The sequence below is a fragment of the Pseudomonas sp. zjy_15 genome (assembly GCF_043101865.1).
Lineage (GTDB): Bacteria > Pseudomonadota > Gammaproteobacteria > Pseudomonadales > Pseudomonadaceae > Aquipseudomonas > Aquipseudomonas putida_Y.
This window is the reverse complement of sequence record NZ_JBICII010000064.1, coordinates 1-18936: the sequence shown is the minus strand read 5'-3', so window position 1 is coordinate 18936 and position 18936 is coordinate 1. Positions and strand designations below refer to the sequence as shown.

Sequence of the window (18936 nt, the reverse complement as noted above, 5' to 3'; positions counted from 1 at the left end):
CCTCAACGCAACAGCGACTGGATCTGCTCGTGCAAGGTATCCAGGTCAAACGGCTTGGCCAGGATAGGTGCCTTGCGGGTGATCGGGCTACCAGATTCGAGAATCTCCGCCGGGTAGCCGCTGATGAAGATCACCTTCAGGTCTGGCCGCAACTTCACCGCGGGCTCGGCAATATCCACGCCCGAGATCCCGCCCGGCAAACGGAAGTCCGTCACCATCAGGTCCAGGTGCGGCTTGCTGGCCAGGATGGCAAACGCCTGCTCGCCATCTTCAGCCACCAGGACGTGGTACCCCTCACCCGCCAGGTAATCGCGCAAAATCATGCGAATCGCCGGTTCATCCTCGACGACCAGAACCACATCTTGTGCATCTTCACTCATGTTAACGCCTTGAAATACTTACAGTTGGCCATCAGACCCCAGGCTTACACAGAGGTTGCCCGCGCCTGGTCGTTTTGTTCTTTGAATGTTGCCAGCGGCAATTGCAGGGTGAATGTGGCACCCTTGCCCTCCTCGCTTTCAACCTGTATCCGGCCACCGTGCGCCTGGACGATCTGCTCGGAGATGTACAACCCCAGGCCCAGACCTCCGCTAGCCTGCTGGGCAGCGACCCGCTCGAACTGCTGGAAGATCCGCTGCTGGTTGACGGCGCTGATACCGATACCGTGATCCTGCACCTGCACCCAGGCCATGCCGCCCTGCTCGAACACCCGTACCTGCACCGGATTGCGCTCGCCGTAACGCATTGCATTGGACAACAGGTTGGCCACTACTTGTTCAATCCGGAATTCGTCCCACTCCCCCTTCAGCGCTTCGCAACGCTGCAATTCGATGTGTGTTTCCAGGGCCATGGCCTGCGCCGTGAAGTTTTCCACCAGCCCACGCACCAGTTGGCCCAGGTCAAACAGTTTGGGCCGCAGCGACAATTTACCGGTACGGATGCGCGAAACATCAAGCATGTCCTCGACCAACCGGATCAGGCTGTTGATCTGCCGTTCGTCGCGCTCGACCATGGCCTGCAGCTTGTCGACACTGAACGCGTCCAGGTTGCCCCGTGCCAGGTGCATCTTGCGCAACTGGGTTTCCAGGATCAGGCCATTGAGCGGCGTACGCACCTCGTGGGAGACGATCGACATGAAGTCGTCACGCATGCGCACGGCATGCTCCAGCTCACACCGTGCCACCTGCAGCTGGCTGAGCAGCAGCTCCTGTTCCTGGCGGCTCTGCTCCAGGGCTTCCAGTTGCCGGCCAAGCACCTTGCGCTGGCGGAACAGGTCGACGAACACCGAGACCTTGCTTTTCACCGCCAGGGTGTCGAGCGGCTTGTGCAGAAAGTCCACGGCCCCGCTCTCGTAGCCCTTGAAGGCATAATTCATCTCGCGGCCCGCCGCACTGACGAAGACGATCGGGATGTGCTTGGTCTTGTCGGTGCCGCGCATCAGCTCGGCCAGTTCGAAACCGTTCATGCCCGGCATCTGCACATCGAGAATGGCCAGTGCAAACTCGTGCTCGAGCAGCAACGACAACGCAGCCTCGGCAGACTGGGCCTGGTGCACCTCACGGTCCTCGCCCTGGATCAGGGCCTCGAGCGCCAGCAGGTTTTCCGGCAAGTCGTCGACAATCAGCAGTTTGGCGATGGTGTGGCTTAGCATGCGCTGTATTCCAAGGTCGCGAGCAACTGCCCGATACCGCTCAGAGTAAGGATATGGTCGGGCTGGTGCAGGGCCAGAGCGGCCTCCGGCATCAGGGCAACCTGTGCGTCACGAGGGTCCTGGACGATCGTGCGCCCCCCATTGTTCTTGATGTAGGCAAGGCCCCTGGCGCCGTCTTCGTTGGCCCCGGTGAGCAGCACACCCAGCAGGCCGTCGCCATAGGCATCGGCCGCCGAGATGAACAGGAAATCAATCGCGGGGCGCGAGAAATGCACCGGTTCCTCCTGGCTCAGCGACAGCGTCAGGTCGCGCTCCACCGACAAGTGGTAACCCGGCCCCGCCACATAGATCTGCCCGCTGCGGATCCTCTCCTTGTCATGTGCCTCGCACACCGGCCGATGCAGCCGCCGCTGCATCACGCCAGCCAGCTGGCTGTGGCGATCGTCCGGCAGGTGCAACACGCAGAGCACCGGGATGGCAAACGCCGATGGCAGCGCGCCGAGCACCTGGAACAATGCCGCCACGCCACCCGCCGAGGCGCCGATCACCACTGCACGTACGGCGTTCATGATTTACGGAAGATCCGTTGGGGCTTGACCAGCGGCTCGAAACGTTCGCTGTAAGCCGAAAAGTCCACCGACTCCTTGCTACCCAACACCAGGAAACCCCGGTGGCAGAGCGACTCATGGAACAGGCCGAGCGCCCGATCCTGCAGGTCCTTGTTGAAGTAGATCAGCACATTGCGGCACGACACCAGTTGGGTCTCGGAGAACACGCTGTCGGTGGCCAGGCTGTGGTCGGCGAAAGTCACGTTGTCGCGCAGGCTGCTGTCCATGATGGCGTTGCCATAGGCGGCGGTGTAGTACTCGGCGAAGTCTCGGCGGCCACCGGCCAGGCGGTAGTTTTCCTCGTATTCGCGCATGCTCTGCATCGAGTAGATACCCTGCTTGGCCTTGTCCAGCGAAAGCGGGTTGATGTCGGTGGCGTAGATGATGGTGCGTTCAAGCAGCCCTTCCTCACGCAACAGGATGGCCATGGAATACACCTCTTCCCCCGTGCTGCAGCCCGCGATCCAGACCTTGATCGAGGGCCAGGTACGCAGCAGCGGCACCACTTCGTTGCGCACGGCAAGGAAGTGGTCAGGATCACGGAACATCTCGCTGACCGGGATCGTCAGGTACTGCAGCAACTGCATGAACATGCCCGGGTCGTGCAGCACGCGCTCCTGCAACGCAGACACCGTCAGGCAATCGAACTGACGCAGCGCGTGGAGAATCCGGCGCTTGATCGAAGCACCGGAATAATTGCGGAAATCGTAGCTGTACTTGAGGTAGATCGCCTCGATCAGCAGCCGGATCTCGATGTCGGTGTTGCGTTCGCTAGTCAAATTCGCTCCAGTTGCGGCAGCCAGACACGGATCAACGAGAACAGGCGGTCCAGGTCGATCGGCTTGGCCAGGTAATCATTGGCACCGGCTTGCAGGCAACGCTGCTGGTCATCCTTCATGGCCTTGGCGGTCACGGCGATGATGGGCAGTTTGCGCCAGCGCGGTTGCTGACGGATCAGGCGGGTAGCCTCGAACCCATCCATCTCCGGCATCATCACGTCCATCAGCACCAGGTCGATGTCGTCGTGCTGCTCCAGGCGCTCGATGGCTTCGCGCCCGTTGCGGCCGATTTCGACAATGGCGCCCTTGTGCTCCAGGGCACTGGTCAGGGCGAAGATATTACGCACATCGTCGTCCACCAGCAGCACCTTGCGGCCCTCGAACACCTTGTCGCGGCTGCGCGCGGTCTTGAGCATGCGCTGACGTTCGTTGGACAACTGCGATTCGACCTTGTGCAGGAACAGTGTCACTTCGTCCAGCAGGCGCTCTGGCGAACGTGCGCCCTTGATGATGATCGAGCGTGAATACTTGAGCAGGTCGGCTTCTTCCTCACGGGTGAGGTTGCGGCCGGTATACACGATCACCGGCGGGAAGGCGCGGATATCCTCTGCGGTCATGCGTTTGAGCAGCTCGTTGCCGAGCATGTCTGGCAGCTTGAGGTCGATGATCATGCAGTCGTAGATGTTCTGGCGCAACAGCGCCAGGGCATCCTGGGCCATGGCCACGGCCGTGATCTCGACATCGTCGTCGCCGATCAGCCGGGCGATGCTCTCGCGCTGCAGGTCGTCGTCTTCCACCAGCAGGATGTGCTTGAGCTTTTGCGTAAGCTTGACTTCCAGGCGAGCGAACACCTCCTTGAGCTCCTCGCGGCTGGTGGGTTTGACCGCATACCCCACCGCCCCCATGTGCATGGCCGCCTCGACGCGGTCTTCCACCGAAATGATGTGCACCGGGATATGGCGGGTGCCGGCCTGCTCCTTGAGGCGCTGCAGGACGGTCAGGCCCGAGTGGTCGGGCAGGCGCATATCCAGCAGGATCGCATCCGGAATGTACTGGGCGGCCAGCTCGAAGCCTTCGTCGGCGCCATGGGCCACCAGGCAGCTGTAGCCCAGCTCATGGGCCAGGTCGAAGAGGATGCGGGCAAAGTTGGGCTCGTCTTCGATCACCAGAATGCAACGGGTATCGAAAGGGGCGCGCTCGCGGTCGTCGGCAAAAGCCGGTGCCGGGCGCATGACCGCGGCGGCCAACGGCGCTTGCGGTACAGGCGGCAACGCATCGACGGCCGGGCGCAGGCTTTGCGGCTCGACGCCTTCGTCCTCGGCGGCATAGCGCTCCGGCAGAATCAGGCTGAACACGCTGCCTTGCCCGGGGCTGCTGTCGACATTGATCTGGCCACCGAGCAAATGCGCCAGGTCACGGGAGATCGACAGGCCCAGGCCAGTGCCGCCATAGCGGCGATTGCTGGTGCCATCGACCTGGTGGAAGGCGCCGAAGATCGCCTGCTGCTGATCGGCCGCAATGCCGATGCCGGTGTCACGGACCGCGAACACGATACCGCTGCCAGCCTGGAAGCTGACGTTCATGCTGACCTGGCCACGCTCGGTGAACTTGATGGCGTTGGACAGCAGGTTCTTGAGGATCTGCTCCAGGCGCTGACGGTCGGTGAACAGCGTGGTCGGTACCTGCGGCTCGACCTTGACCTCGAAGGCCAGTCCCTTGTGACCGGCAAGCGGCTGGAACATGCCGCGCAAGCCGTCGACCAGTCGCTCGACCTGGGTGGTCTCGGGCCGTACTTCGAGCTTGCCGGCCTCGACCTTGGCGATATCGAGGATGTCGTTGATAAGATTGAGCAGATCGTTGCCGGCCGAGTAGATGGATTCGGCGAACTTGACCTGCTCTTCGCTGAGGTTGCCTTCACCGTTTTCTGCCAGCAGCTTGGCCAGGATCAGCGAGCTGTTGAGCGGCGTGCGCAGCTCATGGGACATGTTGGCGAGGAATTCGGACTTGTACTTGCTCGATCGCTGCAGGTCGTCGGCCCTGGCTTGCAGCTCCAGCTGCGCCTGGCTCAGTTCATCGTTCTTGCGGTCCAGTGCTTCAGTGCGTTCGGACAACTGCTCGTTGGTCTGCTCGAGTTCGGCCTGCTGGGTCTCCAGATGGGCCTGCGACTCCTTGAGCACCCGTGACTGTTCTTCGAGCTCTTCGTTGGCAGTCTTGAGTTCTTCCTGCTGCACCTGCAGCTCTTCATTGAGTTGCTGGGTTTCGGCCAGCACTTCCTGCAGGCGCTGACGATATCGCGCACTCTCGATCGACATGCCCAGGTTGCCGCCGACCCGCTCCAGCAGCTCTTCATCCCGCTCTTGCAAGGGGCGCAGGAAACCCAGCTCGATCACCCCGTTGATCTGCCCGTCTTCGGTCGCCGGCATCAGCAGCGCACTGCGCGGCAAGCCGCTGCCCAGGCCGGAACTGAGGCGATAGAAGTCTTCGGGCAGGTCGTCCAGGCGCAGCAAGCGGCCTTCGCGGACCGCCTGGGCCAACAGGCCATGGTGGTCCGGTTCGACCTGCTCGCGGGCCTGCTCTTCAGCACCCAGGCCATAACAGGCCACGCGCACCAGCCGGCCATGCTCGTCGCGCACGTACACGGCGCCCACCACGCTGCCCAGATAAGAGGCAAAAAAGCGCAGGATGTTCTCGCCAAGCATGGGCAGGGTCAGTTGCCCGAGCACCTGCTGCGCCAACTGAGTCTGGCCGCTGCGCAACCAGGCCTGGTGCTCCAGGCGCTGCGCCGACCGTTGCTGGGCCTGCAGGTTTTCATCGTAGCTGGCCGAAAGTGCCAACAGGTCGCGACGGCCCAGGTAAGCCAGCAATGCACTGAGGCCGACAATGAACAGCACGAAAGACGAGATCGCCATCACAGTGACGGAACTGACTTTTTCGTTGCGGGCCATGCGCAGTTGTTGTTCGGTACTGATCAGGTCATCGAATTCCTTGCGGATTTCATCGGTGATGCGCTTGCCCCGGCCGTTGCCGATCAAGGTCTGGTAATCGCCTTGGCTGCGGCGCAGGTTAATCATCTGGTTGCCGAAGTCGTTCCAGGCCTGCTGCAAGGCGATCAGCCGATCGATGCGGTCGACCTGTTGGGGGTTGTCCTCGACCATGCCGCGCAGGCTCTGCAGGCTGCCGAAAATGCGTGGCTTGGCCACCTCGTAGGGGTCAAGGAAGCGCTCGTCGCCCGTGATCAGGAAGCCGCGCATGCCCGTTTCCATATCGATCGACAGCTTGACCGTATCGTTGGCATTGCCGATCACCCGGTCGGTGTGCTCGACCCACTGCATGGCCGAAAGCAGGTAGTTGATCACCGCGACGAAGGCCACGGCCCCCAGCAGGCCAACCCCCAAGGGAAGGCCGATGTTGCGGCTCAACAGCTTGCGAAAGCTTCGCTGGTCCATCGAGGCTGCTTGAATCATGAGAAAACGCCCGAGCTAGAAAAGTCCATTGAAAAGAGTGGCCGGTCAGTCGTTATTGTTATCTGCCACTGCGCTGTCCTGATAAGCGAGTCTAACCAGCTTTGACAGGTCTGGCAGGGCATTAAGCCAGTATTTGAAGGTTGCGTTCGGCAATCGTTCCATCTGTTTGCATGGAGCGGTATCCTCGGGAACTTCTGATGCCGCGCGGTGCACAGATTAAAGACACTCATTTGTACAGGATTTGAACCATGCACCTTCTGGTAGTCGAAGACGACGACATCGTACGCATGCTGATGGTCGAAGTGCTCGACGAGCTGGGCTACAAGGTCATCGAGGCAGAAGACGCCGCAGCCGCCCTGCGGGTACTCGAGGACCCGGACCAAGCACTGGCACTGATGATGACCGATGTGGGGCTGCCGGACATGCGAGGTGAAGTGCTGGCGGGTAAAGCGCGCGAACTGCGGCCGCTATTACCGGTGCTGTTCGCCAGTGGCTACGCCGACAGTTTCAATGTACCGGAGGGCATGCACCTGATCGGCAAGCCGTTCAGCATCGACAAGTTGCGGGACACGGTGGTGGGTATTCTGGGTAACCCTTGAGCACGGTGTCGCCTGTTTCGCTCGTAGGAGCGGGCTTGCCCGCGAAGAGGCCGACACAGGCAACCCACCTCACAGCGCTCTGCGCAGCAGATAGGTATCCATGATCCACCCCTTGCGCGCCCGCTCCCGCTCACGCACTTCCAGTATCTGTGCCTTGACTGCCTGCAACGGCCCGGCAATCAGCACTTCATCCTCGGTCCCCAGGTACGCCCCCCAATAGATAGTCAACGCCGGGTCATCGAGCCCGGCAAAGGCGCACTGCCCGTCGAGCATCACCACCACATTGTCGATAGGCCCCTGCCCGGCCAGGCGTCGCCCCGGCAGCACAGTCAGGGGCTCGCCGATGCGGTTGAGCGGCACCTGGTGCCGCGCCGCCAGCGCCTGCACACTGCTGATGCCAGGGATGACCTGCAAGCGCAACGTCACGCCGTGTTCGCGGACCAGGTCGAGAATACGCAGGGTGCTGTCGTACAGGGTGGGCTCGCCCCACAGCAGGAAGGCACCTGTTTCCCCGTCGCCAATTTCCTCCTCGATCAGGCGCGCATACAGCGCAGCACGCCGCCGGTGCCAGCTCTGCACCGCACCCAGGTAGTCCTCCGCCTGCACATCGCGCAACGGGTCGACCACCGGCACCAGGCGATAGCCACCTTCGGGACGGTAGCGCTGCAGAATGACCTTGCGCAGGCGCACCAGCTCATCCTTGCCGTCGCCCTTGTCGAGCACGAAGAACACGCTAGCGCATCGCAGCGCATCGACTGCTTCATAGGTGACCTGGCGCGGGTCACCCGCGCCGATGCCGATCAACAACAGGTCTTTCATTGCCCTGCCCTTTGCGCAAACCCACCTCTATTGTCAGGCGGCTACCGGTATTTGGCAAAGCGGCCGCTTAGAAGATCGAGAAGTTGTAGCTGACAATGACCCGCGTCTCATCCATGTCACGCGCCCACCTTTCATAGTTGCTGCGGTAAGTGGAATTACGCAGGCGTACGCTGACATCCTTGAAAGTGCCACTTTGTACCTGGTACTTGAACTCGGTGTCGCGCTCCCACTCCTTGCCTTCGGTACGGCTGCCCGGCACCTTGATATTGTCACCGTTGATGTAACGGGTGAAGAAGGTCAGGCCGGGCACACCCAGCGCCTTGAAGTCGTAGTCATAGCGTACTTGCCAGGAGCGCTCCTGGGCAGCGGCGAAATCATTGACCTGGGCGTAGTTGACCAGGTACGGGTTGCTGCCATCCAGGTACGGCATGGCGCTGTTGCCATACATGCGCTGCCAGCCGCCGCTGAGCTTGTGGCCACCTAGGCTATAGCCAAGCATGCCGCTGAAGGCGCGATGGTCGATTTCGCCCGCACGGGCATTGCCGATGTCATCACTTTTGATCAGCCGTAAGTCAGCCGACAGGCTGCCCACCGCCAGCGGTTGACTGGCCACCAGCCCGAGAAAGTGCTGGCGATAGATGTTCTCCAGTTTGGCCACTTGGTACTGGGCGCTGAAACGCTCGTTGAAGCGATAGTCGACACCGGCCAGGTCGAAGTGGTCGGCTTCGGTATCGCAAGCATAACGCTTGTTCTTGCAATGCACGCGGATGTCCTGGCGGTCGGTGGAATCCCGAGCCGTGTATTTGTCCAGACGAGCCAGGGTGAACTTCAGGTCGTGCAGTTCTTCGGAGGTGAGCATGGCCCCCTGGAACAGGGTCGGCAGCAGACGGCCATCGTTGTACTTGAGCAACGGCACATCCGGCATCATTGAGCCGTACTTGAGCACAGTATTGGAGACCTTGACCTTGGCCGCCAGGCCCATCTTCGCATACTGGTCGGCCGAGTGCCGGGGATCGTGACCGGACGAGGGCAGCAACCCACTGTTACTGTCGGCCGGGCTGGAATCCAGTTTGAAGCCGAACATGCCCAGCGCATCCACTCCGAAACCTACCGGGCCTTGCGTATAACCCGATTGCACATTGAGGATGAAGCCTTGTGCCCACTCTTCGCGCTTGGATGCGCCCTGGCTGGAACTGCTGTAACCGTCCCGGAAGTCCCGGTTGAAATAGACATTGCGTGCTTCAACCTTGGCACTGCTGTCTTCAAGAAACCCGGCAGCCTGGGCGTTGACACCGGCACACAACAGAAACAGGCCGGTAACACGGCGCCCGGGGGCGAGGGGAAAAGGGGAAAACATGCGAAGAAACATCCAGAATGAACACGATTTAACAACCTGCGGCACGCATTGGCCACGGTACTGCGGCAAGCCCGAACATGAGTCGGCCATTATCTGAAATGATCGCGCAAAGGCTCTGGCGCAGGCCATTGGACCATGGTCTAGCCCCCCGGTCGCGCAACCGCAGAAAAACCGCCAAATACCGCACGCAAAACTGGGAAAGTTCCCGGCTTACTTGCAAAAAGTTAGCAGTTTACCCGGTAGCCATGAATGACTACACTCGATATCAGCGAACAGTGGAACCCACCTGCGTGGCCGGCGTTTTACTCTTTTTCAATGTTCGTCACGCCCTGCCACGACCGACGTACAGGAGTGATTACAGTGTCCAGACTTGCAGAGTTTCGTGCTGCCGAAAAAGCGCTCCAGGAACAGATGGCGCAACTGGAAGCGTTGAAAAAGGATGCCGGCCTCAAACGCGAAATCGAATTCGAGCAGAAACTAGTCGGCCTGATGAAAAGCTATGACAAGAGCCTGCGCGATATCATCGCCATCCTCGACCCGAAGGCTGTGGCCCGCGCTTCCAGCACACCCGCCAAGCAACAACGCCGCCCACGGGTGGTCAAGGTCTATCAGAACCCGCACACCGGCGAGCGAATCGAGACCAAAGGTGGCAACCACCGCGGTCTCAAGGCTTGGAAAGAACAGTATGGGGCCGCCACGGTAGAAAGCTGGGTACGCTGATGAAATGTGCACACAGGCTTCACACTTTTTTCACAAGGACTGGCTCAGTATCGAAACAGCTAAAGGATTAGCGACCCCATCACGCGCCCGCACATGCGGGCCTCTAATTTCAGCGCCCTGCCTTTGCAGGGCGCTTTCATTTGCGCAATCGGTGCACTGCCGTATCATGGCCAGCCTGTCTGTTTTGCCGGCGCCCTGCGCCCGGCCCCGTCTCAGGAGTTCCCATGAGCCTGCACGATCTGCAAACCCTGCCTGGCGTCACCGCGCAACCTGACGCCGCCACCGCCCAGTTCGTCTTCAACCACACCATGCTGCGGGTCAAGGACATCGAGAAGTCGCTGGACTTCTACACCCGCGTGCTGGGCTTTCGCCTGGTGGACAAGCGTGACTTCCCTGAAGCCGCTTTCAGCCTGTACTTCCTGGCCCTGGTCGACCCGGCACAGATCCCCGCTGATGACAACGCCCGCCACCAGTGGATGAAGTCGATCCCTGGCGTGCTGGAGCTGACCCACAACCATGGCACCGAAAACGATGCCGAGTTCGCCTACCACAATGGCAACACCGACCCGCGCGGCTTTGGCCATATCTGCATTTCGGTACCCGACGTACGTGCCGCTTGCGCGCGCTTCGAGGAGCTGGAAGTACCGTTCCAGAAACGCCTGCAAGACGGGCGCATGAACCACCTGGCCTTCGTCAAGGACCCGGACGGTTACTGGGTCGAAGTGATCCAGCCAACCGAGCTCAAAGGCTGAGCGTTCGTCGCGGCGCGCTCGTCGGGCCGGGAACTCCCGGCCTCTTGCTGTGGTATATGAAGGTAACTGCTTCACATGCCACAGCGAGGTAAGGACGATGCAATCTCTTCACTGTGAATACCGCGAGCACACCATCACCGCCAGCGTGATGCCCCACCCCGACTCACCCCTGCCCTATGCCGCCGGCTGCCTGATCACGGCACCTGACGGGCACACCAGCAAGCGCATGTCGATGCCAATGCAGTTCTTCTCCGACCTTGAGAATGCGCAGCATGTGTCGCTGGCCCATGGCCGGGCACTGGTCGACAAGCAGCTCGATGGCGGGAACAAGGTGTTCTGACCCTGGTTTCGCCAGCCCCCTTCGCAGCTAAAGCCGTGAAGGGGGCTGGGGCAACTAGATAGCGCGCGCGTACGCCACAGCCGCATCCACCTGCTCCTGCGATGGCCTTACCCCGGTGTACAACACGAACTGTTCCAGCGCCTGCAACGCAATGACCTCCAGCCCAGTGATCACCGGCTTGCCCAACGCCTGAGCCCGGCGAATCAGCGGCGTCTGCGCCGGCATCGCCACCACATCGAACACCCGCTCCGCCGCCGCGATGGCGTGCTCGGGAAACGCCAGCTCATCTGCCTCCTGCCCGCCTGCCATACCGATCGGCGTCACGTTTACCAGCATCGGCGGGCAGATATCGCCAGGCTCAGGCATCCAGCGATAACCACAGACATCCGCCAACTGACGCCCGGCCTGCTCGTTGCGTGCAACGATAATGCCTTCGGCAAAGCCGGCATCGCGCAAGGCGCTGGCCACGGCCTTGGCCATACCCCCGCTGCCTCGCAGGGCAAACGCAGTGCCCGGATCGACCTGGTGCTGCACCAGCAATTGGCGCACGGCCAGGTAATCGGTGTTGTAAGCCTTCAGGTGGCCATTGCAGTTGACAAGGGTATTGACCGACTCGATGGCCGCCGCCGAGGGATCGATTTCATCGACCAAAGCCATGCAGGCTTCCTTGTAGGGCATCGACACCCCACAGCCGCGAATACCCAAAGCGCGGATCCCTGCCACCGCCGCCGGCAGGTCATCGGTGCGCATGGCCTTGTAATAGAAATCCAGGCCCAGCTGCTGGTACAGGTGGTTGTGAAAGCGCACGCCGAAGGTCCCCGGGCGACCGGCCAGAGAGATGCAAAGCACGGTGTCCCGGCTTGGAGTTGTCGGCATAACAGGCTCCTTAGTCATGACTGAAACGTTTATTCAGCGTAACAGAGTCAGCCACTGGTCGTCCCTTACACAACCTTTACCGTTTCCCTGTGCTCGGTTGACAGAGAACGGAGTCAAAGTAACAAGGCCCGAACGTGGTAACGGTTGATAGGAGCAATGATCACTATCGAGGAAGTTGATTTCAAACTGCCCCGGCTGCTGCGTATGGTGGAGCCATGTTTCACAGGAGGTCCCCATGGCCACTATCCAGATCATGTCCGTTGTCGGTAGCGCCGTTCCCACCTCACTGCGTGAGCAGGGCCTGCTGGCGTGCTGGTACCTGGTTCGCAACGGCGAAGCCGTCAGCGGCCCGATGCCGACGCTCGCATCAGCCCGGGCACTGGCCGAACAGTTGCAGCCAGGCACCTTGGCTGCCTGACCCGAATTTGTTGTGCGTTGCTCCCTATGCCCCTGTTGCCCGCCAAACTGGCGGGCTTTTTTTTGTTCTTCACGGATTGCCGGGGTTGCCACCTCGTGTTTGGCCGCTACTGCCCAACTGACTGGTCAGCACCATGACCTTGCCTTGCAGCCGGCCTACGGTCATCACCAGCTCGTTTCGTTCCTTGGCGAGCAGATCAGCTTTTGCCTGGGCCTCCCGTCGGGCATCCCGTTCGATGTCCAGCAGTTCTGTCAGGTGGCGGATGACTGCAAGCTCCGCGTTGTCCATCGCGCGGTCGACTGCATCTCTGGACAACCACTTGCGCAGCCACAGAAACGCACCTAGCAGTACAGTCCCCGTACCGCCCAACCAAGTGACGGTGCCCGGGCCGAGGTCGGTCGGATCCATGTGAACCTCATTACAGATGATGATGTGATCAGCCCCGGAGAAAAATGTCTCGTTAGCTTTCCTTGTTCGCGCGCTTAATTTAGCCTACAGCTAACATAACCACAAGAGCAGATTTAGCCATGCGCACATTTAGCAGCAAGCTAAACACTGGCATGCTTCACCCCATGGACATCTACCAAATTCGCAAGCACAACCTGGTGAAACTGATCGGTAGCCAGAGAAAGGGGACCTGCGCAGAGCGCTGGGGGATGGCGCCTGCACACCTGAGCCAGATCCTTTCGGACAAGACAGTGAAAAACCTGGGCGATGACGTGGCCCGTCGCATCGAGGGCATCGAAGGCCTGCCACGGGGCTGGTTCGACGCACTGTCGCCAGGCGAACATGCGCAAGGTGCTGTCGAGGCAGGTGACAACAAACTCTCAGCAGCCGACCTGGTCAAGCAGATGCTGGCCCGAAGCGGCAAAGGGATCTCTGAAGAAACCCGGCAAAGGCTGCTGGCAGCTGCGCAAGAGCCTGCAGATACCACGCTGCTGAAAGCCGAGCCGCTTCGCCCCGGCCTGGTCGGTGACGAAGTGTGGATTGCCCACTATGACGTGCGGGCCGCCATGGGCGGTGGCCAGATCCCCCACGACTACCCCGAGATGTTCAAGGACGTTCGCGTCAGCCCCAGCCACCTGCGCGAGCTGGGCGTGGAGTTCAGCGAGCACCATCACCTGAAGATGGTGACCGGCTGGGGTCAGTCGATGGAACCTACCATCAGGCACCGCGACCCGCTGATCGTCGACGTCAGCATCCGCGAATTCGTCGGCGATGGCATCTACTTCTTTTCCTGGGGCGACCACATCTACATCAAGCGGCTACAGATCGCGGACGAGGACCACTTCGAGATGATCTCCGACAACTCGCGGCACAAAGACCGCATGATTCGTCGGGAAGAGACCTACATTCAGGCCAGGGTCCTTCTGGTGTGGAATGCCCACCTGGTATAAACCGAAGCCCGCCCTGACCGGCGGGCTTTTGCTGAAGCTCAGAAAGGTGCCGCCTCCTCGACCTGCATCTCGCAGTCGCGCTCGACGACAAAATCATCACGCTCTTCCACGCTAGAGCGCGCCCATCGCACCGTCACGCTAGCATCATCGTTGAACGTCAACTGTAACTCGGGCGTTTCCAGCAACTGGCCCATCACCTCCTCCCATTCCGCTTCACCGTCGGTATCCAGGCGGTGCACCACTACCCAACGCTGCGTCTGCGCGAGTGGGTGGTTGATCATTGACGATACCCGCAGGCTAAGCCGCTCTATTCCAGTCATTTCCTGGCGCTGTTGGGGTCCCGACTGCATGTGCCTAGACATATTCTTATCCTGATAGCTGTATATTCGTACAGTATTCAGCTAAAGCTTATCTCACCGCCAAAGCCAGCGTAAAGCCCCATCGCGAAAAATTTCGCCAGTAGGTAACATCCCCCAAAGCGAAATTAATTTAGCCAAAAGCTATTGATTTGATTTTAGCCGCAGGCTAATTTTGTGTTCGACCGCCATTTGCACGGCTGCTCAACCACTCAAACCCTTTCGCCAGGAGCTCCCCATGGCCGTAGATATCAGCCACCTCACCATCGCCACGCCGATAGCCGTCTCCTCAACCAACCCCGTTGCTCTGGAGCTAAACGGTGCTGAAGCGATTGCCCGCTTCCCCAGCATCGTGACGGTGCTCAGCGATGGCTCGATCCAGTTTTCAGCACCCACCAAAGGTGCTTCGAGCAAAAGCACCCACAGGACACGCTGCGAATGGACAGAAACGCAAGACTGGACGCTGGCCAGCGCCCAGAATCACTGGAATCGCCAGACCATGACGCTGACCAAGGTCAACTCGGCGCAGAAGGTGGTCATTGCCCAGATGCACGTACGCGGGGATGACGGCCCGCCGGTAAAGGTGTTCTGGAACAAGGGCAACATCACCTTCGGGTTTCGGCGCACCTTCAACCAGACCGATCCGGTGAACTCCACGGTTTTGAAGGGGGTGCCACTGGGTGCGACGTTCCACATCAGCATTCACACCACGTCTGAAGGCGTGGTAACCGTGACGGCCGAATACAACGGGGTATCCGCCTCGTCGGGCGATTTGCAGCTCGACAGCACCTGGGCTTCACACCTGTTCGAGTTCCACGGCGGGGTCTACAACCAGGTCGATTACACCGACGCAACACCCGCCGAGGACGGCTCGATCTGCATCATCAGCGAGCTCTTGCTCATCCACCGCTGAACGTCGATGCCCAGCCCTGCTAGCACAAGCCCTCATGGCGTCGCATGAATGCAAAAAGCCCAGCGCGGGGCTGGGCTTCTATCAGCTGGGCTGAACAGTACTTCCGCCAGCCTTTACACACTGTACTGGCAGTTACTCCAGTGGGCGCTTGTGATAACTATAACGCTCGGCATTGGATGCCCGCGATGGGTCCGGCGGGCCTGGTCTCTGCCTGCCTCGAAAGGGCCGATTATGTGCGGAATCGTCGCGATCCTCGGGCTGCTCCCTTTTACCTTCCGAGTCTTGACCGCCTGGCGGACCATTGTTTTCAGCCGGCCTGATAGCCTGCTGATCACAATCCATTCCATCCCTATCTATGGTCATACGCACCTCTCAATGCTCAGAAGCTCTGAGCTACATCAAGTGTGCGCTTACCCTGTCCAGAAAGGTTTTATATCAGATCACCGGACACGGGCGAGAACCTCAATACCGGGACCTTTCGCTACACTGCATCCCACTCAAAAACATAGCCATTGGTGCAAAAATTGGTACGCGCCGGCTGTGCGTCCATCCAGCACATCCCGGCAATGCAGCAGTAGCGTGGGAGTCTATCCTCAGACCGCACCGCAAGCGGCCTGAGCATCTGGCCTGTCTAATAGGGTTCAGCCAGTTTCAGCGACTTTGGCCCAATAAGACCGAGACGCTTTCGGGCGGTTTTAGACAGCTTTACTCCCCCATCCAGGCGTTCAGCCAACCAAGATCCATCCTGGGTCGTCAGCTACAGCCACCTCCCACAGTCCGCTGTCGACCCAGGCTGTGTGAAAACGTTCGGCGCGATCCGGTTGGTTAGAAAACGACCAGAATTTCGCGCTCCTGCGCGAAATCAGGGATAGCTGAATAACCTAGCCATTACAGATTTCACGTACGCTCGAGTTCTTCACAGATGCGTTTGGGTTTTCACACAGCCTGGACCCATAGCGGCCATTCCATAAAGCGTGTGAGCACAACAGCGCGTTGTGACCACACACGTACCCCTCATTTCCGTATCAGTGGTATCAAAATTGGTATCACCGGATAGCCGACGTTTACTGTCCGCTCTCAATCCAGGGTTACCCTTACTGAAGACAAAGTCTGAGGGGCTCACTAAATGCCCCCGACGGTCTGGAGTCAATTGCGTGTTATCTAAGATGCGTCAGCTTCGCTTCCGCCCTCATAATCGTAGTCAATCAAGCTTGCCGAAACTTGACAAATTTCAAATTGCTCTAAGGCCCTGGTGCCAGCAGCACAGTATTCTTAATTTCGATATTGAATCCAATATCGCGACCGGGAACATCATCCTTCCTTCTATGAGCACCGCTAGCTGAACCTTGATGTCTGTTTGAAGCCGCCGTACGCTATCGGCATTCATGGAGGAATCTGGCTGATGGCACGCGTGGGTTTGATACTGACACCGGGTTTTGCTGACTGGGAATACGCATTCATTGCTGGAACTGCGTCTCCATTTTATGGGATCGACGTCAGGTTTTTCGCACCTGTTACAGGGCCGCTCCACTCGCAGGGCGGATTGGCTGTAACTGTCGATAGTGGCTTGCAACAATGCCTGGACTGGAAACCGGACGTTGTTGTCGTGATTGGAGGAATGGTCTGGGAGCGTACAGAAGCTCCGGATATTCGAGACTTTCTTCATGCTAGTCGTTCAAGTGGAGCGACAATTGCTGGCATCTGTGGTGGAACGCTGGCACTTGCAAGAGCTGGGCTACTCGACACGGTTCCTCATACCTCGAACAGCGCTGACTTTCTGCAAAAAAATGCCGTAGGTTATGACGGGCGCACGCGCTATCGAAGCAGTGCAGTAGCTGTGGTTGCAGACCGCATCATAACTGCTCCAGGCCCTGCACCCGTTAGCTTCACCTGCGCAGTGTTCGAAGGTGCCGGATTATCTTCAGCGCTCATTTCTCAGTTCAGATCAATGCTAGCAGCGGAACATGGATGACCGCCTCGTTCCACAAATCAGCCCATCAGGTAATGTCTTCGACGGTCCTCTTCTGGCCGTTAGCTGTCCTTTTTTAAAGGCAGATGTAAGTCGAATGCAGCCACTCATTGCTTGGGCGCAAACAAGTCCTCTGCCAACTCACCGGGTTGCCGCAAGTCCATCAGCAGCACCTCTGCCTTGCTGTACCGAAAGCCGGGCCTGAAGATACGGTCGACCGCCTCTGAGGCAAATCGGGTCATCAGCAGCGTGTCGCAGGGTGGGTATGCGCACAGGCGAGATTATGTCGCTGCGCTGGAATGAGGTCGACGTCGAGAAAAAGACGGCTCACATCTGCCGGATCGTGGTTGAAAAGCAGGCAGTCGAGCGGACCAAGACGAAATACACCCGCACCGTAATGTTGAACAGCCGGGCTCTTGGCGCACTGGCAAGGGCCAGAGAGATCGCGCAATACCGCTCGAAGCAGAAGCGCCGCGTCTCGACGGAGTCGCCATTCATCTTCCAGCCTTCTGGCTCGTCACCACGAATCCAGCGTTCATTGCTGGGCAGCTTGGGCGCTCGGTGCAGGTGCTTCTCTCGACCTACGCCAAGTGGTTGAATTCTGCCAACGATTGGACGGAACTGGCGAAGCTGGAAAAGAACGTAATGGGTACAGGATTAAATATCGTTCACCTTGCGCCCTTTGGTCATAAGGCATTCGACAGCAATTCAGCCATACTCCAGAATGCATCGGTTTCTAGGGGGAAAACCCTTGCACAGCCAACGACATACAAACTTTTAGTGAGCCTCAACGTGAAAACTTCCCTGTCTATCCTCAGCCTGCTGCTGTTGCTCACAGGTACCGCGACCCTTCCGTCGACTGCTGCTGCACAACCCCCGGCCCAGGTTCAACGTGACCCATCCAAACTGCATCTGGCTTCAGGCAGCGCCCTGCTGATCGACCTGAACAGCAGCAAGGAGCTGTATTCAAGCCACGCCGACCGCGTAGTGCCCATCGCTTCGGTCACCAAACTGATGACGGCGATGGTGGTGCTGGATGCCAAGCTGCCCATGGATGAAATGCTCACCATGACCATCGCCAACAACCCGGAAATGAAAGGCATGTACTCTCGCGTGCGCCTGGGCAGCCTGCTGGACCGTCGCGAAACCCTGCTGATTACCCTGATGTCGTCGGAAAACCGTGCGGCCAACAGCCTGGCCAACGCCTACCCCGGCGGTTACCCTGCGTTCATCAAGGCAATGAATGCCAAAGCCCGCAGCCTGGGAATGGCCCATACCCGCTATGTCGAGCCGACCGGCCTGTCGACGCAGAACGTCTCCACTGCCCGCGACCTGGCCAAGCTGCTGATGGCCTCGCGCAAGTATCCAATGCTGAGCGAGCTGTCGACCACCCGCGAAAAGACCGTGGCCTTCCGCAAGCCTAACTACACCCTGGGCTTCCGTAACACCGACCACCTGGTGAACAAGAGCAACTGGGACATCAAGCTGACCAAGACCGGCTTCACCAACGAAGCCGGGCACTGCCTGGTACTGCTGACCCGCATGGACAACCGGCCGGTGGCCATGGTCATTCTCGATGCCTTCGGCAAGTACACCCACTTCGCCGATGCCAGCCGCATGCGACAATGGCTGGAAACCGGTACCTCCAAGCCGGCACCGGCAGTGGCCATGCAGTACAAGGCCGAGCGGCAGAACAAGGGGCGGTTGGCGGTCGAATAACCGCCATATCCTGGAGCGTGCGGGCTTGTTCACGAAACAGACAACGCGGCGGATAGCACGGGCTTCGCCCGTGTTCGCGGGTGAACCCGCTCCTACAACGGCCTGTGCATTGTGTGTAGGAGCGGGTTTACCCGCGAATACGGTCGCGCCGGCAACGGTAAACGGCGGGTGGAGATTGGCCAGCAGGCCTGGCCCATTC

General features: G+C 59.6%; 20 protein-coding genes and 1 pseudogene. 10 read left to right on the top strand and 11 right to left on the bottom strand.

Annotated features, from left to right (window positions below):
* Window positions 1-2 precede the first annotated feature (2 nt).
* Genes ACF8EF_RS12155 through ACF8EF_RS12135 form a run of 5 tightly spaced genes read right to left on the bottom strand, consistent with a single transcriptional unit; the run spans window position 3 to window position 6502 of the window.
* Window positions 3-380, bottom strand: a complete 378-nt coding sequence (locus ACF8EF_RS12155) for a response regulator (protein WP_003256176.1) — start codon at window positions 378-380, stop codon at window positions 3-5.
* 44 nt (window positions 381-424) lie between these two features.
* Window positions 425-1651 (bottom strand): ATP-binding protein, encoded by a 1227-nt coding sequence (locus ACF8EF_RS12150; RefSeq protein ID WP_392461390.1) that lies wholly within the window; start codon window positions 1649-1651, stop codon window positions 425-427.
* Window positions 1645-2220 carry a chemotaxis protein CheB gene (locus tag ACF8EF_RS12145; protein WP_392461389.1) on the bottom strand — a complete coding sequence of 192 codons (576 nt, stop codon included), beginning with the start codon at window positions 2218-2220 and terminating at the stop codon, window positions 1645-1647. The genes ACF8EF_RS12150 and ACF8EF_RS12145 overlap by 7 nt, the downstream gene beginning before the upstream one ends.
* A complete protein-coding gene (locus tag ACF8EF_RS12140) occupies window positions 2217-3038 on the bottom strand; it encodes a protein-glutamate O-methyltransferase CheR (RefSeq protein ID WP_176682417.1) in 822 nt (273 codons plus the stop codon). Before ACF8EF_RS12140 ends, ACF8EF_RS12145 begins: the two co-directional genes overlap by 4 nt.
* Window positions 3035-6502 carry a response regulator gene (locus tag ACF8EF_RS12135; protein ID WP_392461387.1) on the bottom strand — a complete coding sequence of 1156 codons (3468 nt, stop codon included), beginning with the start codon at window positions 6500-6502 and terminating at the stop codon, window positions 3035-3037. The genes ACF8EF_RS12140 and ACF8EF_RS12135 overlap by 4 nt, the downstream gene beginning before the upstream one ends.
* A gap of 248 nt (window positions 6503-6750) precedes the next feature.
* Here ACF8EF_RS12135 and ACF8EF_RS12130 point away from each other — a divergent pair, with 248 nt between their 5' ends.
* A complete protein-coding gene (locus ACF8EF_RS12130; RefSeq protein WP_176682415.1) occupies window positions 6751-7101 on the top strand; it encodes a response regulator in 351 nt (116 codons plus the stop codon).
* A gap of 69 nt (window positions 7102-7170) precedes the next feature.
* Here the strand turns inward: ACF8EF_RS12130 and cobF are convergent, their stop codons facing one another.
* Both cobF and ACF8EF_RS12120 read right to left on the bottom strand, forming a co-directional pair.
* Entirely contained in the window at window positions 7171-7920 is a 750-nt protein-coding gene (gene cobF / locus ACF8EF_RS12125) for a precorrin-6A synthase (deacetylating) (protein WP_176682414.1), read from the bottom strand.
* Window positions 7921-7987: 67 nt separating this feature from the next.
* On the bottom strand, window positions 7988-9277 hold the full coding sequence (locus ACF8EF_RS12120) for an OprD family porin (RefSeq protein ID WP_176682413.1): 1290 nt from the start codon (window positions 9275-9277) through the stop codon (window positions 7988-7990).
* 360 nt (window positions 9278-9637) lie between these two features.
* Between ACF8EF_RS12120 and ACF8EF_RS12115 the strand changes: the two genes are divergently transcribed.
* The 3 genes from ACF8EF_RS12115 (at window position 9638) to ACF8EF_RS12105 (ending at window position 11089) form a co-directional block, all read left to right on the top strand.
* On the top strand, window positions 9638-9997 hold the full coding sequence (locus tag ACF8EF_RS12115; RefSeq protein ID WP_176682412.1) for a histone-like nucleoid-structuring protein, MvaT/MvaU family: 360 nt from the start codon (window positions 9638-9640) through the stop codon (window positions 9995-9997).
* Between the two features lie 224 nt (window positions 9998-10221).
* Window positions 10222-10749, top strand: coding sequence for a lactoylglutathione lyase (gloA, locus tag ACF8EF_RS12110; RefSeq protein ID WP_021782099.1), 528 nt, complete (start codon window positions 10222-10224; stop codon window positions 10747-10749).
* Between the two features lie 97 nt (window positions 10750-10846).
* Window positions 10847-11089, top strand: a complete 243-nt coding sequence (locus ACF8EF_RS12105) for a hypothetical protein (RefSeq protein ID WP_021782100.1) — start codon at window positions 10847-10849, stop codon at window positions 11087-11089.
* A gap of 54 nt (window positions 11090-11143) precedes the next feature.
* Here the strand turns inward: ACF8EF_RS12105 and ACF8EF_RS12100 are convergent, their stop codons facing one another.
* A complete protein-coding gene (locus ACF8EF_RS12100; protein WP_176682411.1) occupies window positions 11144-11965 on the bottom strand; it encodes a shikimate 5-dehydrogenase in 822 nt (273 codons plus the stop codon).
* A gap of 235 nt (window positions 11966-12200) precedes the next feature.
* Here ACF8EF_RS12100 and ACF8EF_RS12095 point away from each other — a divergent pair, with 235 nt between their 5' ends.
* The gene (locus tag ACF8EF_RS12095; protein WP_176682410.1) at window positions 12201-12383 is read left to right on the top strand and encodes a hypothetical protein; all 183 of its coding nucleotides are present in this window, start codon (window positions 12201-12203) and stop codon (window positions 12381-12383) included.
* Between the two features lie 69 nt (window positions 12384-12452).
* On the opposite strand, the gene ACF8EF_RS12090 is transcribed toward ACF8EF_RS12095, so the two are convergent.
* Window positions 12453-12791, bottom strand: a complete 339-nt coding sequence (locus tag ACF8EF_RS12090) for a chemotaxis protein (RefSeq protein WP_176682409.1) — start codon at window positions 12789-12791, stop codon at window positions 12453-12455.
* Window positions 12792-12955: 164 nt separating this feature from the next.
* Between ACF8EF_RS12090 and ACF8EF_RS12085 the strand changes: the two genes are divergently transcribed.
* Window positions 12956-13780, top strand: a complete 825-nt coding sequence (locus tag ACF8EF_RS12085) for a S24 family peptidase (RefSeq protein WP_176682408.1) — start codon at window positions 12956-12958, stop codon at window positions 13778-13780.
* A gap of 38 nt (window positions 13781-13818) precedes the next feature.
* Here the strand turns inward: ACF8EF_RS12085 and ACF8EF_RS12080 are convergent, their stop codons facing one another.
* Window positions 13819-14142 carry a DUF1654 domain-containing protein gene (locus ACF8EF_RS12080; protein WP_176682407.1) on the bottom strand — a complete coding sequence of 108 codons (324 nt, stop codon included), beginning with the start codon at window positions 14140-14142 and terminating at the stop codon, window positions 13819-13821.
* 232 nt (window positions 14143-14374) lie between these two features.
* Here ACF8EF_RS12080 and ACF8EF_RS12075 point away from each other — a divergent pair, with 232 nt between their 5' ends.
* Together ACF8EF_RS12075 and ACF8EF_RS12070 are read left to right on the top strand one after the other, a co-directional pair.
* On the top strand, window positions 14375-15049 hold the full coding sequence (locus ACF8EF_RS12075) for a polysaccharide lyase family 7 protein (protein ID WP_176682406.1): 675 nt from the start codon (window positions 14375-14377) through the stop codon (window positions 15047-15049).
* A gap of 1402 nt (window positions 15050-16451) precedes the next feature.
* Window positions 16452-17021: a DJ-1/PfpI family protein gene (locus ACF8EF_RS12070; protein WP_176682405.1), complete on the top strand. Its 570-nt coding sequence runs from the start codon at window positions 16452-16454 to the stop codon at window positions 17019-17021.
* Between the two features lie 107 nt (window positions 17022-17128).
* On the opposite strand, the pseudogene ACF8EF_RS12065 reads toward ACF8EF_RS12070, so the two are convergent.
* Window positions 17129-17284, bottom strand: a pseudogene (locus tag ACF8EF_RS12065) (DNA polymerase V subunit UmuC); the annotation flags it as partial.
* Window positions 17285-17301: 17 nt separating this feature from the next.
* On the opposite strand from ACF8EF_RS12065, the gene ACF8EF_RS12060 reads away from it, so the two are divergent.
* The gene (locus tag ACF8EF_RS12060) at window positions 17302-17616 is read left to right on the top strand and encodes a hypothetical protein (RefSeq protein ID WP_256122316.1); all 315 of its coding nucleotides are present in this window, start codon (window positions 17302-17304) and stop codon (window positions 17614-17616) included.
* A 194-nt stretch (window positions 17617-17810) separates the two neighbouring features.
* On the top strand, window positions 17811-18737 hold the full coding sequence (pbpG, locus tag ACF8EF_RS12055; RefSeq protein WP_176682497.1) for a D-alanyl-D-alanine endopeptidase: 927 nt from the start codon (window positions 17811-17813) through the stop codon (window positions 18735-18737).
* Window positions 18738-18936: the final 199 nt, after the last annotated feature.

What these genes read in the sequence shown, in the direction of transcription:
- ACF8EF_RS12095 (WP_176682410.1), top strand. Translation starts at nt 12,201, where the DNA reads ATGGCCACTATCCAGATCATGTCCGTTGTCGGTAGCGCCGTTCCCACC.
- gloA (WP_021782099.1), top strand. Translation starts at nt 10,222, where the DNA reads ATGAGCCTGCACGATCTGCAAACCCTGCCTGGCGTCACCGCGCAACCT.
- ACF8EF_RS12100 (WP_176682411.1), bottom strand. Translation starts at nt 11,965, where the DNA reads ATGCCGACAACTCCAAGCCGGGACACCGTGCTTTGCATCTCTCTGGCC.
- ACF8EF_RS12145 (WP_392461389.1), bottom strand. Translation starts at nt 2,220, where the DNA reads ATGAACGCCGTACGTGCAGTGGTGATCGGCGCCTCGGCGGGTGGCGTG.
- ACF8EF_RS12105 (WP_021782100.1), top strand. Translation starts at nt 10,847, where the DNA reads ATGCAATCTCTTCACTGTGAATACCGCGAGCACACCATCACCGCCAGC.
- ACF8EF_RS12085 (WP_176682408.1), top strand. Translation starts at nt 12,956, where the DNA reads ATGGACATCTACCAAATTCGCAAGCACAACCTGGTGAAACTGATCGGT.
- ACF8EF_RS12120 (WP_176682413.1), bottom strand. Translation starts at nt 9,277, where the DNA reads ATGTTTTCCCCTTTTCCCCTCGCCCCCGGGCGCCGTGTTACCGGCCTG.
- ACF8EF_RS12075 (WP_176682406.1), top strand. Translation starts at nt 14,375, where the DNA reads ATGGCCGTAGATATCAGCCACCTCACCATCGCCACGCCGATAGCCGTC.
- ACF8EF_RS12155 (WP_003256176.1), bottom strand. Translation starts at nt 380, where the DNA reads ATGAGTGAAGATGCACAAGATGTGGTTCTGGTCGTCGAGGATGAACCG.
- cobF (WP_176682414.1), bottom strand. Translation starts at nt 7,920, where the DNA reads ATGAAAGACCTGTTGTTGATCGGCATCGGCGCGGGTGACCCGCGCCAG.
- ACF8EF_RS12080 (WP_176682407.1), bottom strand. Translation starts at nt 14,142, where the DNA reads ATGTCTAGGCACATGCAGTCGGGACCCCAACAGCGCCAGGAAATGACT.
- ACF8EF_RS12090 (WP_176682409.1), bottom strand. Translation starts at nt 12,791, where the DNA reads ATGGATCCGACCGACCTCGGCCCGGGCACCGTCACTTGGTTGGGCGGT.
- ACF8EF_RS12130 (WP_176682415.1), top strand. Translation starts at nt 6,751, where the DNA reads ATGCACCTTCTGGTAGTCGAAGACGACGACATCGTACGCATGCTGATG.
- ACF8EF_RS12150 (WP_392461390.1), bottom strand. Translation starts at nt 1,651, where the DNA reads ATGCTAAGCCACACCATCGCCAAACTGCTGATTGTCGACGACTTGCCG.
- ACF8EF_RS12070 (WP_176682405.1), top strand. Translation starts at nt 16,452, where the DNA reads ATGGCACGCGTGGGTTTGATACTGACACCGGGTTTTGCTGACTGGGAA.
- ACF8EF_RS12060 (WP_256122316.1), top strand. Translation starts at nt 17,302, where the DNA reads ATGTCGCTGCGCTGGAATGAGGTCGACGTCGAGAAAAAGACGGCTCAC.
- ACF8EF_RS12135 (WP_392461387.1), bottom strand. Translation starts at nt 6,502, where the DNA reads ATGATTCAAGCAGCCTCGATGGACCAGCGAAGCTTTCGCAAGCTGTTG.